This is a genomic window from Arthrobacter sp. cf158 (assembly GCF_900106835.1).
In the GTDB taxonomy this organism is placed as follows: Bacteria; Actinomycetota; Actinomycetes; order Actinomycetales; family Micrococcaceae; genus Arthrobacter.
This window is the reverse complement of the sequence record NZ_FNNR01000010.1, coordinates 196,103-208,714: the sequence shown is the minus strand read 5'-3', so window position 1 is coordinate 208,714 and position 12,612 is coordinate 196,103. Positions and strand designations below refer to the sequence as shown.

The 12,612-nt window shown below is 64.5% G+C and carries 17 protein-coding genes; 4 read left to right on the top strand and 13 right to left on the bottom strand.

The features are described 5' to 3' along the window. The first annotated feature begins 86 nt into the window (after positions 1–86). Positions 87–242 carry a hypothetical protein gene (locus BLW08_RS23970; protein ID WP_175538772.1) on the top strand — a complete coding sequence of 52 codons (156 nt, stop codon included), beginning with the start codon at positions 87–89 and terminating at the stop codon, positions 240–242. Positions 243–278: 36 nt separating this feature from the next. On the opposite strand, the gene BLW08_RS19540 is transcribed toward BLW08_RS23970, so the two are convergent. Next, positions 279–1,202 (bottom strand): sucrase ferredoxin, encoded by a 924-nt coding sequence (locus BLW08_RS19540; RefSeq protein WP_254779980.1) that lies wholly within the window; start codon positions 1,200–1,202, stop codon positions 279–281. Beyond that, positions 1,183–2,388, bottom strand: coding sequence for a cupin domain-containing protein (locus BLW08_RS19535; protein ID WP_175538771.1), 1,206 nt, complete (start codon positions 2,386–2,388; stop codon positions 1,183–1,185). Before BLW08_RS19535 ends, BLW08_RS19540 begins: the two co-directional genes overlap by 20 nt. Between BLW08_RS19535 and BLW08_RS23965 the strand changes: the two genes are divergently transcribed. Beyond that, positions 2,379–3,053: a hypothetical protein gene (locus BLW08_RS23965; protein WP_175538770.1), complete on the top strand. Its 675-nt coding sequence runs from the start codon at positions 2,379–2,381 to the stop codon at positions 3,051–3,053. The genes BLW08_RS19535 and BLW08_RS23965 overlap by 10 nt on opposite strands. Positions 3,054–3,146: 93 nt before the next feature. On the opposite strand, the gene BLW08_RS19525 is transcribed toward BLW08_RS23965, so the two are convergent. The 3 genes from BLW08_RS19525 to BLW08_RS19515 are packed head-to-tail and all read right to left on the bottom strand — an operon-like array spanning position 3,147 to position 4,686. After that, positions 3,147–3,638, bottom strand: coding sequence for a GNAT family N-acetyltransferase (locus BLW08_RS19525; RefSeq protein WP_091327391.1), 492 nt, complete (start codon positions 3,636–3,638; stop codon positions 3,147–3,149). 3 nt (positions 3,639–3,641) lie between these two features. Then, positions 3,642–4,313, bottom strand: a complete 672-nt coding sequence (locus BLW08_RS19520; protein ID WP_091327388.1) for an O-methyltransferase — start codon at positions 4,311–4,313, stop codon at positions 3,642–3,644. Positions 4,314–4,353: 40 nt separating this feature from the next. After that, positions 4,354–4,686, bottom strand: coding sequence for a thiamine-binding protein (locus BLW08_RS19515; RefSeq protein ID WP_090823674.1), 333 nt, complete (start codon positions 4,684–4,686; stop codon positions 4,354–4,356). A 92-nt stretch (positions 4,687–4,778) separates the two neighbouring features. On the opposite strand from BLW08_RS19515, the gene BLW08_RS19510 reads away from it, so the two are divergent. Continuing rightward, on the top strand, positions 4,779–5,408 hold the full coding sequence (locus tag BLW08_RS19510; protein ID WP_090823676.1) for a TetR/AcrR family transcriptional regulator: 630 nt from the start codon (positions 4,779–4,781) through the stop codon (positions 5,406–5,408). Between the two features lie 3 nt (positions 5,409–5,411). On the opposite strand, the gene BLW08_RS19505 is transcribed toward BLW08_RS19510, so the two are convergent. From BLW08_RS19505 to BLW08_RS19490, 4 genes are read right to left on the bottom strand one after another with little or no spacing between them, the layout of a single operon-like run. Then, positions 5,412–5,723 carry an AzlD domain-containing protein gene (locus BLW08_RS19505; protein WP_090823678.1) on the bottom strand — a complete coding sequence of 104 codons (312 nt, stop codon included), beginning with the start codon at positions 5,721–5,723 and terminating at the stop codon, positions 5,412–5,414. Continuing rightward, complete coding sequence (locus BLW08_RS19500; protein WP_091327384.1) at positions 5,720–6,478, bottom strand: AzlC family ABC transporter permease; 759 nt, start codon at positions 6,476–6,478, stop codon at positions 5,720–5,722. The genes BLW08_RS19505 and BLW08_RS19500 overlap by 4 nt, the downstream gene beginning before the upstream one ends. Next, a complete protein-coding gene (locus tag BLW08_RS19495) occupies positions 6,475–6,909 on the bottom strand; it encodes a DoxX family protein (RefSeq protein ID WP_091327381.1) in 435 nt (144 codons plus the stop codon). Before BLW08_RS19495 ends, BLW08_RS19500 begins: the two co-directional genes overlap by 4 nt. Before the next feature lie 36 nt (positions 6,910–6,945). Then, the gene (locus BLW08_RS19490; protein WP_090824075.1) at positions 6,946–7,833 is read right to left on the bottom strand and encodes a glycerophosphodiester phosphodiesterase; all 888 of its coding nucleotides are present in this window, start codon (positions 7,831–7,833) and stop codon (positions 6,946–6,948) included. A 50-nt stretch (positions 7,834–7,883) separates the two neighbouring features. Here BLW08_RS19490 and BLW08_RS19485 point away from each other — a divergent pair, with 50 nt between their 5' ends. After that, positions 7,884–9,251 carry a DUF445 domain-containing protein gene (locus tag BLW08_RS19485; RefSeq protein ID WP_091327378.1) on the top strand — a complete coding sequence of 456 codons (1,368 nt, stop codon included), beginning with the start codon at positions 7,884–7,886 and terminating at the stop codon, positions 9,249–9,251. Between the two features lie 27 nt (positions 9,252–9,278). On the opposite strand, the gene BLW08_RS19480 is transcribed toward BLW08_RS19485, so the two are convergent. Genes BLW08_RS19480 through BLW08_RS19465 form a run of 4 tightly spaced genes read right to left on the bottom strand, consistent with a single transcriptional unit; the run spans position 9,279 to position 12,488 of the window. Then, entirely contained in the window at positions 9,279–10,085 is an 807-nt protein-coding gene (locus tag BLW08_RS19480) for an MBL fold metallo-hydrolase (RefSeq protein WP_091327375.1), read from the bottom strand. Continuing rightward, positions 10,085–10,867: a 5-oxoprolinase subunit C family protein gene (locus tag BLW08_RS19475; RefSeq protein ID WP_091327372.1), complete on the bottom strand. Its 783-nt coding sequence runs from the start codon at positions 10,865–10,867 to the stop codon at positions 10,085–10,087. Before BLW08_RS19475 ends, BLW08_RS19480 begins: the two co-directional genes overlap by 1 nt. Before the next feature lie 51 nt (positions 10,868–10,918). Next, positions 10,919–11,668, bottom strand: a complete 750-nt coding sequence (locus tag BLW08_RS19470; RefSeq protein WP_090823689.1) for a LamB/YcsF family protein — start codon at positions 11,666–11,668, stop codon at positions 10,919–10,921. Beyond that, positions 11,652–12,488, bottom strand: a complete 837-nt coding sequence (locus tag BLW08_RS19465; RefSeq protein ID WP_090823691.1) for a hypothetical protein — start codon at positions 12,486–12,488, stop codon at positions 11,652–11,654. The genes BLW08_RS19470 and BLW08_RS19465 overlap by 17 nt, the downstream gene beginning before the upstream one ends. Between the last annotated feature and the right edge of the window lie 124 nt (positions 12,489–12,612).

Below are 12,612 nucleotides of genomic sequence, written 5' to 3'. Positions count from 1 at the left end.
CATGCGTCAAGCCTAATGGAGCGCCACAGCGACCACAGTAGTAAGGATGCTTACAACTTTGACCGATTGGGCCATAAGATCACTCCATGGAGCTTGGTGAATTGGTGTGGGCGGAGGTCTTGACCGTTGTTGCTGCGTGGCTGACGGTGGTTTGCCTCCTGGTGGCGCGCGTACCCAAGCCTCCAAGCCTCCTCGACCCGCCCCTGGAGCTGAATCAGCCCGAGGACCCGGAACCGCGTTAGGGATAGGCCGGAAGCTCACCCGGCCGACCGCAAGCGTCAGGTTCCGATGATGGACGTAGCCTGGTAGACCATCACCGATCCCGCTGCCGGCGCCAGGCAGGTCAGCTGGCAGGGCGGTGCGCGGTGGGCCAGCAGTTCAACATCGATACGGGCCGGATGCGGCGGGCTTCCAGTGAGACGAATGCGCCAGCGGTCCCCGTCACGCAGCGTCTCAGTGACGTGGAAATCATTCCGGCCGGCAGGGCCGAAACGCTCCAGCACGGCAGCGACAGCAACTTGTTGCGGTGGGAAGAGATCCGTATATCCGCGGAGATACTTCGCGGATATACGGCCGGCCAGATGATCTTGAATCGTGGCGACGGAGGACTCCACGTCGAGACCGCCGTAGTACACGCCGTCGGGAGCAACCACCGCGGTAGCTGCGAACCTGTCACCGCCAACGTGGGAGCATTCCCACACCAACTCCGGCCAACGCTCACTCAGGGCGCGTCCCACGGGCCGTCCACGCACCGCGCAGCAGGGGTCATGCCGGCCATGAGCGCAGACCAGGATGACCGGTGGAAAGCCGGGCTCACCGGGAGCCGCCAAGGCAGAAACTATTTCCGCAAGGTCCTCGTCCCGGTCCCATGTTCCCCACAGCTGCTGATAGGCGCCCGGGCTTTCATGGCGCAGCACGGCCCAGCGGCTGGGTCCGGGGCGCCGACGAGGGCCCGGGCGCCGCACCAACAGGACCCGTGCCCCCGCAGTCCGCGCAGCTGAGGAAATGAGGGCTTTTGTCCCAGCCTCCAGATCAAGGCCATCAAAGCCCTCGGGTGGCCATCCACCCCGGTACTCAATGAGAACCCACACCACGCCGGGTGAGGCCGTGCCTGCCATGGGGTCGCCGCGCATCCGGGCGCTATTGGCACAGAAGAAACGTTCCGTCTCGGCCACGGGGGCATCAACGATCAACGGGGACAAGAACTCCTGCGCGCAACAGCCTTTCGACGAGCTCAAGGCCGAGGTCTGCCGCCACGTGATCCCCACCGTCCAGCAAGCGCCTCACGGACGGAAGATTTGCCTCAGGGAAGTCGAGCCAACCCACCCGGGTGGTCAATCGTGAACCCTCCAGCCGAGCTTCCAGGGCATCTCGAAGCCGGACCCACGAGTCAGCGCCAAGGTTCTCGACGGCGGCGAGCTGGGCCACCGGACCCAGCGGGGCCGGACGTCCCTGTCCCCTCCGGGTGCGGTGGAAAAGCGCCGTGGCATCGGCCTTCAGGACGGCGGCCGCCAAACGTTCACGGACGGCATCGATCTCACCGTTGGGTCCATCGACACCCAACGGCAAGGACCGGCGCATCTCAGGATCGTCACCCATTGCTGCAAGGGCAGCCTGTACGAGGTGCTCGGCCAAGGCATGGCGGGTCCAGCTGTGAACTCCCAACGTGAGATGGATGGAGACCTTGCCCTGTGCCTGGGCAGCATGCAACCACCCACGCGGCAAATAGAGGACATCGCCGGGCTCAAGGACTGTGTCGATGTATGGCGTGCCTTCAGCGGCCTCGGCCACGGCAGAGCGGCGGTCGGTCCACGGCTGGCTGCGCAGCGGATCCACGTGGACCGGCTCATGGATGATCCAGCGCTTGGTTCCCTCGATCTGCAGCACAAATACGTCGTGGATGTCGTAGTGGTCGTCGAAGCCACGGTTCTGAGGTGGGGTGATGTAGGCGTTGGCCTGCACAGGGTGTCCCAGCTCAGTGCTCAGCTGGGCGCTGAAGCTCGACACCGGCTCCCAAGTGCGATGCAGCGCTTGCAAGACCAAGGTGGCACCATCAGCGAACTTGCGCCAAAGCTCCGTGTCATCCAGTTGGTCAGAGATGGTTGCGCCAACGCCTGCCGGGGAAGTGAACGAGGACTCGGGAAGTGTAGAGCCACCCTTGGCCACGCGCAGGAAAGGCGTCCGCAGCCCTCTACGCGAAATCAATTCATCGACGGCGTTGGCAGAGAAGACATCGGAGAAATCGCTGACTCCGCGCGCGAGAAGCGCGGTGCGTCCCCAGACGTCACTGGCGAACTTCTCACGGCCAATGTCAATCAGGCGTGTTTCCAGGACCCCGGCGCCCTTCACCGCACCGGGGTCCTGGACATCAGTGCTGGTTGAGCTCAAACTTAGTTGCCTCGCTGTTCGGCGCCACCGTCAGCGCCGCCGTCTGCGGGGCCTTCAGCGCCACCATCAGCGCCGCCGTCGGCACCGCCGTCCGCACCGCCGTCGTGGACGCCCGCTGTTCCGGACGCGCCGCCGTCTGCGGGGCCTTCGGCACCACCATCAGCGCCACCATCGGCACCGCCGTCCGCACCGCCGTCGTGGACGCCCGCTGTTCCGGACGCGCCGCCGTCTGCGGGGCCTTCGGCACCACCATCAGCGCCACCATCGGCACCGCCGTCCGCACCGCCGTCGTGGACGCCCGCTGTTCCGGACGCGCCGCCGTCTGCGGGGCCTTCGGCACCACCATCAGCGCCACCGTCGGCACCGCCGTCGTGGACGCCCGGGGTTCCGGCTGCACCGCCGTCTGCGGGGCCTTCGGCACCACCATCAGCGCCACCGTCGGCACCGCCGTCGTGGACGCCCGCCGTTCCGGACGCGCCGCCGTCTGCGGGGCCTTCGGCACCACCATCAGCGCCGCCGTCAGCGCCACCATCGGCACCGCCGTCGTGGACGCCCGGGGTTCCGGCTGCACCGCCGTCTGCGGGGCCTTCCCCTTGGCTTGGATCCTGCTCTGGAACAGACATGCTTCCTCCCGGGAATCGAATGGCGTACTCAGGCCCCGGTGATCGGAACCTGATTCCAAACCGGACGATCTTTGTCCATACCGCCCGTGATCACAATATCGAGATGGGTCAGCTCTGGGAACAGCTCGTGAGCATTCAGAGCCGCACCATCCGATGCTCCGGCAGCGAGAACCACGACGGGTCACAGAGCTGCCGCTTGCCATCGGGTGCGAATCCGTTGCGCCGGTAGAAGGCCTGGGCACGGGGGTTGTCGTCGAGGACCCACAAGTAGGCAGGTCCGTCGCCGATCAAGGCGTCCACCAACGCTTGCCCAACCCCGCGGCCATGGATGCGCTCCAGGGTATAGAGCATGAAAAGTTCCCGTTCGCAGGGGCTGTCTTCATCTTGTCCGGGACCGGCCGCGCCAAGGCCCACCAAGTGCCCCTCGGAGTCATGGGCCAACAGCCGGGTGTGGCCCGCAGCGATGAAATCCCGGTACCGCTCGATCCTATGGGGCAAGGCAGCTTCCTGCTTCTCGAAGAACTCAGGGGGCAGCAGGCGCCCGTAGCTCTCTTTCCAGGACTGGACGTGCATGAGTGCCATGGCTTCGGCGTCGTCCACCGTTGCCGGGCGAAGTGTGAAATCCATGCGCTACCGCACCCTCGCTATCGCAAAACCGTCCCAGCCCTTGCTGCCGACGGTCTGAATGGCCGTAGCGTCCAGGCGGGGATCCTCCCCCATCATCTCCAATGCCTTCACGATGCCCGGCGCATTGACCTCGTCCCGCCCGGGCTCAAGGATGGCACCGTCCCAGATGACATTGTCCACCACAATCACCGTGCCCGGGTGGCCGAGCCGAATGGCCCAGTCCAGGTAGTTCGAGTCGTTCTCCTTGTCCGCGTCGATGAAGACAAAGTCGAACGATTCCTGGCCAGCCAAGGCGGGAAGAGTGTCCAAGGCAGCACCCACCCTGATGTCCACTTTGTGCCCTACCCCCGCGGCATCCATGTTGGCGCGCGCCACGTCGGCGTGCATTTGGAGGAATTCGCACGTCACTATGCGGCCGTCGTCGGGCAGTCCCTGCGCCATCCAGATGCTGCTGAATCCGGCAAGGGTGCCGATCTCCAGGACGCGCCTGGCCCCGGACATCTGCACCAGCATCCGCAGCAACTTGCCCGCGTTGGGTGCCACTTCGATGGCTGGCATGCCTGCCTCCACGGCGGACGTCAGGGCACGCTGATGGGCAGGATCGGGACGGACGACGACGTCAGTCAGGTAACGCTCGACGTCGACCCAACCGGGTTCGGTCACGTGTTCAATCATGGCCCCCAGTCTGGCACTCGCCGTACCCCGGGGGAAGGATCTAGTCCGTGGCGGAAATGGCGTCTTCGAGCCGCTCCACTTTGCCGGTGAGCTCACCGCTGTAGCCGGGGCGGATGTCGGCCTTGATCACCAGGGAGACGCGGCTTCCGTAGCGGCCAACGGCCTCCGTGGCACGCTTGACGACGTCGAATACCTCATCCCATTCACCCTCAATGGTGGTGAACATGGAATCGGTGTGGTTGGGCAGGCCGGAATCACGGACGATCTTGACGGCCGCGGCAACGGCATCGTGCACAGAGGCATCAGGGGTGGGTCCGTCATTGGCGGCGGAAGCGGGCTGGCCCGAAGGCGCGACAGAGAATGCAAGCAACATGAAATCCAGTGTTTCACGTACCGGTTTGTCATATAACAACGTACTCCCGCGTAACAACGGGCCAGCACGCCTGCATTGCTACTCTGACAAACATGGAACAGCCCTCTGAACGCAAGCCCCTCAGGGCAGATGCCGCACGCAATGTGGACAAAATCATTACCGCTGCCAGGCAGTGCTTCCGGGAACACGGTCCCGAAGTCCCCCTGCAGACCATCGCCGCCACCGCTGGAGTTGGCCCCGCGACGCTGTTCCGCAACTTCTCGGACAAAGAGCAACTGGTCCTGGCCGCGCTGTCCCGGCAATTGCGCCTGCACGTGGATCCGGTGGCCGCAGCTGCGCTCGACGGCATGGACGCCGCCGAAGGACTCATCAACGTCATCGATGCCGTGATGAAGGTAGCCAGCGACGACGCAAACCTCCTGGACGCCGTCGCCGGCCGACGCGGACTCCTGATGGGCATCACCGGAGGGCTCATCGGTTCCATGGCCACTCTGCTTGAGCGCGGCCAGGGCCAGGGTTCATTGCGGCGCGACATCACCATTGAGGACATGGTCCGGCTGGTGGCCATGCTCATCGGCGCGGTGGACACCATGGAACCCGGGTCTGAGGCCTGGAAGCGCCCTGTGGCCTTGATCGAGGATGCCATCCGGACCGAACGCCCTTCCCGTCCGCTCCCGGAGCAGTCGGGCATTCCGGGCGTGACGTTTACAGAGACGGTCTAGCTCTTAGCCCCAGCCCAGCAGCCTGAGCACGGCCGCAGCAGCAGCACCGGAAATGACTACTACGAGGAACGGCGCGCGAAGCCACAATGCGACGGCGGCCGCCACCAAGGCTCCGATGCGGGCATCCAGGACCAAGCCTTGTCCCGACGCCACCGCGTTCACGGCCGTCAAGGACGCCAGCAAGCCAATGGTCATGGTGCCGGCCACGTGCATGATCCGTGGACTCTCCAGCAGCTTGGCCGGGACAAAGTACCCCACCAGTTTGGTGAGGTACGCCAGGGCGCAAGCGATAAGGATCCATAGCCAAAGGTTCATTTCTTGCCCTCGTGATCGCGCTGGTGCTTCTCCGCGTAGGGATCAACATCCGGCTCAAGCCCTTCATCCATGCGGGCGTGGCTGAACCAGCCGATCACACCGGCCACCACGGCCGCCACCAGAATGGGAACCCCTGATGGCACGAACGGCACGGCCAGGATGGTGGCCAAGGCGCACGCAGCGGCGATAGCCCACGGTTCGCGGCCTTTCAGCCGCGGCCACAGCAAAGCCAGGAACGCCGCAACGGCAGCACCGTCCAAGCCCCACTGTTTAGGATCTCCCATGGCATCCCCGGCCAATGCCCCGATGGCCGTAAAGATATTCCACAAAATGAATATACCGATGCCCGCAGTCCAGAAACCGCGCCGTTGCTCGTCAGGATCCGACTGGCCGGACGCCGTAGCGGTCGATTCATCGATGGTGATGTGCGCAGAGATGTAACGTTTCCAACCCCCGGGGCGCAGCATCGCATTGATCTGCATGCCATAAATGCCGTTGCGGAGACCCAGGAGGGCACTGGCCGTCATGGCCGCAACCCCGGAGCCGCCACCCGCCACGACGCCGATGAACGCGAACTGCGATCCGCCGCTGAACAGCAGGAGGCTCAGCACCATCGTCTGCCAGAAATCAAATCCCGACGCAACCGCGAGGGCTCCGAACGACACACCGTAAAGACCCGTGGCGATGCTCAGGGAGACTGCGATTTTGAACGCCGGCGACTCCCTGAGTTTCATGGGAGCAGGACCGCTGGTCATTTCCGCAGGCTCCACGACCAGAGGATGAGTGGAATCTGGAGGGGCAGCCGAACAGTGTGGATGCGGCGCTCATTGGCAGTGCCATGGGGCCCGTAGGCGCGTCGCAGGGCATCAATATGCCCGGCAAGGAATGCAGCAAACATCGCGGTGGTCGCGTCCGCGGCAACCTTTCGCGTCGCCGGAATCAAAAGCCCGACGGCGGCGGCCACCTCAAGCAGGCCCGACGACGCAACCCATTCCTCGCGGGACATAACTGCCAGGGGACCGTTGGGAAGGCTGCCCGGCTCATCCTTGCGGCACAGGTAATCCGGAACCACAGGATAGTAGAACTTGGGATTGCGGAAGTGCTTTGCGGCGCTGGCCAGGAGCAATCCGCTTAAAGCGACTGCGGAGGTGGTTCGGGTTGCTTGTGCTGACCAGCGAAATGACATGAGACCACTCAATCACAAGCGCGGTAACCCCCAAAGTCAGCTGGAGACCATGAGCTGCGCGAGCACCTGCGCCGGCTTGTTGGTGGTGATCTCCTGGATGCCCAGGCCCTGGCAGAGAGCAACGTCTTTTTCCGAGTCAACGGTCCACACCCGGAAAATGCGGCCCGCTTCCAACCAACGCTGAACGTTGCGGGCATGCTCCCTCACGTATTCAATGCCCGGGCCGGCAATGTCCACTTCGCCTTCGTCCAGAACGCGTTCAGCCTCGAGCTGGGTTGCCCGCATGACATTGGCCACCGCACCTCCGGTAAGGAATCCCAAGCCGAGCTCCTCCCGGATCTCCTTCACAGTGAAGTCATCCACCAACTGGCAGATGTGCTGTCCCGGAACACTCTGCAGAAGCCGCTGGACCGAGTCTGTATCGAAGCTCATGAAGGAGATCCGGATGTTCTCCAGCCGTGATTCTTCCGGAGTCCATCCCTCATCCTCCAACAGGGCCAGAACTCGCTCCTCCAACTTCAGTTTGTAAGGGCTGGGGTGTTTGAGCTCGATCGCCAGGCCTATCTCGCGTCCCGCCCCGCGCAGGATGTCCAGCAACTCCGGCAAGGTGAGGAACTGATCAGACACTCCCCCGTAGGCCTCCGGAATCCGTGCGCCCTTCCACGAGGAGAAGTCCAACGCCCTGAGCTCCTCCAAGGTGTGCTCTGCCACTGGCCCTGTCCCGGTGGATGTCCTGTCCAGGTTGGCGTCGTGCAGCAGCACCACATGCTGATCCCGGGTCAGATGGACATCGCACTCCACACCGTCGGCGCCATCAGCGATTGCCTTCAGATAGGCGGCGCGGGTGTGCTCTGCGAAAGCAGCGCTGGCACCGCGGTGGGCGTAGACCTTGGGCCGGCCAGGGGCGAAGTCGTCGCTAGTCATGGGGACACGGTAGCCCACCTGGCTGGACACGCGGGGGCTACGCTGGGCTAATGCAGGTGAACTCTGAACAAATCCCAACCGAAGACGTCACCAACCCCACCACCCCGGCCCCGGCCCCGGCCCCGGCGACAGGTGCCGCACGCGCGCGGGGCCGTTCCGCCGTCGTCGGTCTTTCCGCTGGTGATCTTGAAAAAGCGGCTGCCCTTCTCCGCATGAAGAGGCTGGCACTGGGCCTGTTGATCGCCATGGCTGTGATCTTCACGCTGGCTTTCGCGTTTCAGAAGCAGTACCCGTGGCTGGAGTACGTCCGGGCGGCAGCTGAAGGCGGCATGGTGGGCGCCCTGGCCGACTGGTTCGCCGTGACCGCGCTGTTCAAGTACCCCATGGGCCTGAAAATCCCGCACACTGCCATCATTCCGCGCCGCAAGGACCAGATCGGCGAATCCCTCAGCGACTTCGTGGAAAGCAACTTCCTGTCGCAGGAGGTGGTGCAGGACAAGTTGGCCAGCATCGATATTGCCCGGAAAGCCGGGACGTGGCTGTCAGCCCCGGGCGGCGCAGAGCGCGTTGCCAAGGAAGGCGGCGCGATCATCCGTGGCGCGTTCACGGTGCTGAATGATGACGACGTGCAGGCCGTCATTGAGGGAATGGTCCGCAAGCACCTGCTCACCCCGCCGTGGGGCCCGCCCGTGGGACGGATGGCCGAACGGATCTTCGCTGACGGACACCACCACAAGCTGGTTGACCTGCTGGTTGACCGCGCCGCCGACTGGGTGGACGCCAACCATGCCACGGTGAACAGGCTGGTCTCCGACCGGTCTCCGCTGTGGGTGCCCACCTTCGTGGACGGTCTGGTGGGAGACAGGGTCTACGTTGAACTGTCCAAGTTTGTCCGCGCAGTCCAGTCCGATCAAAACCACCAGGTGCGCCAGTCCATTGACGCGTACCTCACGGATCTGGCGCAGGACCTGCAGCACGATCCCGCCATGATCGAGCGTGCCGAGACCATCAAGTCGCAGATCCTTGGCGACCCCGAAGTCCGGGAACTGGCCTCCCGCACCTGGGGAACGGTGAAGACCGCGCTGCTCAACGCCGTCGACGATCCCGACAGCGAACTGAGCCAGCGTTTCAAGGGTGCCGTACGCGACTTCGGATCGCGGCTGGTCAACGACGACGAACTCGCGGGCAAGGTCAACGCCTGGATCGGCGATGCCGCCGGCTACCTCGTCAACACCTACCGTTCGGACATCGCCGGCGTCATCTCGGACACCGTGGCACGGTGGGATGCCCAGGAAACGTCGCAGAAGATCGAGCTGCAGGTGGGCAAGGACCTTCAGTACATCCGGATTAACGGCACAGTGGTGGGTGCGCTGGCGGGGCTGGCAATCTTCACCGTGGCGCACCTGCTTTTCGGGTAGGTTCAGCTGTTCGGGTAGGTTCAGGGCTTACCCGCGCCCCTTTTCAGCGAGCTGCTGGACCTGCCATTGGTGCACATCGGCCAGCCACTCCAGCGGGGCCCCCGGACTGACGCGGGGATCGTCAGCAGCCCGGCCGTCACGGAGGGCCTCCACGTACGAGCGGTCCTGCGCGATGCGAGCCCGCAGTTGGCCCACACCTACCGAGCCATGCCCTGGGACCACCAGGCTGACGTCATCCGCCACGCTTTCGAACAGCCGCAGCCCGGCGAGGTAGTCGGTGATCGGATCCTCGGCTTGAAGGTCCAGGAAAGGCATCAAGGTATCGGACAGCATGTCCCCGGCCACCAGGACTCCGCGTTCCTCGATGAGCAATCCCGCGTGACCTGGCGCATGGCCCTGGTGTTCAAGGATCCGGACGGTGGGGCCATCCCAGGGGATCTCCGCCGCATCGGCAGGGAGCCCGGAAATGAGCCCCAGCAGCTCCATGGGAATTTGGTGGGCGTGTTCCGGGGGCAGCCCCTCCGCGACGAGTTCCCGCCAGTCGGCCCGCTTCAGCACTCCCTGAATGGAGTCCGCACAGCGGGCTGTCCCGTAGCGTGGCGGGTGGCCGAAATCGGGGTGCCACAGCACATGGTCCCAATCAGGATGCGTCGAGAAACCCGCCACCACCTGCTGGCCCAGCCCGTGGAGATCCTCGGCGAGGGATGCCATCTCAGCTGCGGTTATCCCGGGGTCGATGAGCAGTACGCCTTCCCGTCCCTGGACCACCAAGGAATTACTCTGGATGAACTCGCTCTGGTGAACCAGAACGCCCTCAGCGATTTCCTTCAGCATCACGCGCCTCCCAGTAGATGCACCATCTGTCCCGGCCTTGCTTGGCCGATCATGTCCAGGTCTTCGTCGCGGACCACCGCGATCACAGGCGACTCCGCCGTGGCCGGGTGCCCGGCCAGTGCAATGACAGGAAGGCCCGACGGCGGCAACAGGACCGAGCCGGAAGTCAACGGTTGGGGCTGGGCTGCTGGAGCTGCAGTCACCCCCAGCGGCCGGCCCACCAACCGCGCCCCCACCCGGTCCGACTCCGGGGAGAGAATCCATGGTTCTGTGGTCAACCGCAGCCACGTGCCGGCGTCGTCAATGGTGGCGTGGGCTGAGCGGGAAACCCGGGCCACCACCGGCCGTTTGGGGTCCACTGCCCGTCGAGCCGGTGCGTGATCCAACCGCGGAGCGTGTCCGTGGGGCGGCCCAAAGGTGAGGGATGCACCGGCGCGCAATGGTTCAGATTGGACCGGAATGCCTCCCTGCACGGCCACGTAGTACCGGATCCCGAACAACGCCGGAGCACATTCCAGGACTGCGCCGGGAGCCACCCGGACTGCCGTGTTCAGGGGCAGCTCGGCACCGTTGAGCGTCACCAAGCCCTCGGCGCCGGTGACGGCAATGGACGTTCCGGTGACGAAGCGGAGCCGGAGGCCACCCACCAGCACTTCGAGGCCGGCGGCAGAGTCCCGGTTTCCCAACAGGGCGTTGGCCAAATGCAGGGATGCACGGTCCAAAACCTGCCCGGGACTAAGTACAAGGGTCAAGGACCCCGGATCCACCACAACGGCACCCATTAGGAACTCCTCTACAAAGAACTGCGTCCCACCACTGATCTGCTCACGACGCTACGCGAATGCCTCAATTTGCACGCCGGCCTGTTCCAGGCCCTCCTTGACGGCCGCCGCCATGTCCACCGCACCCGGGGTATCGCCGTGGATGCACAGGGAGTCAGCCTGAACGGGAACAATTGATCCATCGATGGCCAGCACTTCCTTGCGCGTTGCCAGCCGGACGGCCTGGGCCACCACTGCAGCGGGATCGTGCAGCACGGAGCCTTCCTGCGTCCGGGGAACCAGCGTGCCGTCGGGTAGGTAGGCCCTGTCCACGAAAGCTTCCCGGAACACTGGATGTCCGGATTCCTCTGCCAGCCGCAACCACTCCGAACCCGGCAGGCCGAGCACAGGGAGCCCAGGATCGTAGGCGTGGACCGCCGCAACAACGGCCTCGGCCTGCTCGGCGTCACGGACAATCCTGTTGTAGAGGGCGCCGTGCGGCTTCACGTAGTCCACGGACGCTCCCACCGCGTGGGCCATGCCATCAAGAGCGCCCAGTTGGTAGAGCACGTCCCCAAAAAGCTCGTCGAACGTCATGTCCAGGGAACGCCGGCCGAAGCCTGCCAAATCCCGGTAACCCACGTGCGCCCCCACACGGACATCCAGTTCGAACGCGGCCCGGCAGCTGTCCAGCATGGTGAGGGGATCTCCGGCATGGAATCCGCAGGCCACGTTTGCGCTGCTGACGATGCCGAACATGGAAGCATCGTCCCCCATAGTCCAGGAGCCGAAGGACTCCCCCAGATCAGCGTTCAGATCCACTGTTGCCACCTTCCAGCGTCAGGTTGTCGGGTGTCGCCTCGGGAGCGACAACGTTATGTGGTGCGTTGGGGAGCAGTTCGCCCGGAACAGTGTCCGGCAGCGGGCCGAATGCCTCCTTCGCCGTGGAAACGACCGCCCGGCCCATCATCAGGTTGCCGGCACCACCCACCACGGCGCCTACACCGAACGGCAGGGCGCGGCCAAGGAACGCAGAACCTTGCCGCTTCACGAGGTTCTTCAAGAACGCACGTTGGATGGAGTCCCGGATGACGCCAAAGCCGCTGCCTGGGATCTTCTTGGTGAGGGTCCTGCCCCAGGCGTTGGTCACGCCTTTGCCGCGTCCCAACGACTGACCGCTCAGCGCGCCCAACATGGACGTGCCTTCCTCACCCAGCATGATGGCCATGACCATGGTCTGTGCGCGCACGGGATCGGTGAGCCTGATGCCGTGAAGCTCCGCCAAGGATGACGCGTACAGTGCGGTGGTTTCCAGGAAACCGACGGTCGCCAGCGCGGACAGTCCCAGCGATGCTGCGGTTCCGATGCCAGGTACGACCGCAGTAGCACCCACTGCAGCGCCCCCTCCGGAGATGGCCAGCAGGTAGTGGCGTTCAAGTTTGGCGGCAAGCTGCGCCGGGGAGTCGTTGGGGTGGCGTCGTTGGAGTCTTCGCAGATTGGCCAGGACCAGGGGTCGCTGGACCTCCACTGCTTTCAGCAGCACGTTGTGTACGCCTGGCTTGGTGTTGCCTTGCTCATCAAACACAGCATTGTGGGCTGTTTCCTGGGCGATTTTCACCGCAGGGTTGGGGCGCTTGGGCATCTTCACCTCTCCTTGGCAGCGGGGTCTAAAACGGGGGAACTGCTGGGTTCAGACTATGTCACACGCTTGTGGTGCGACGCCCTCACTTCGCCTTATGTGGACAGTATTCCGCGCAGGGCGGACC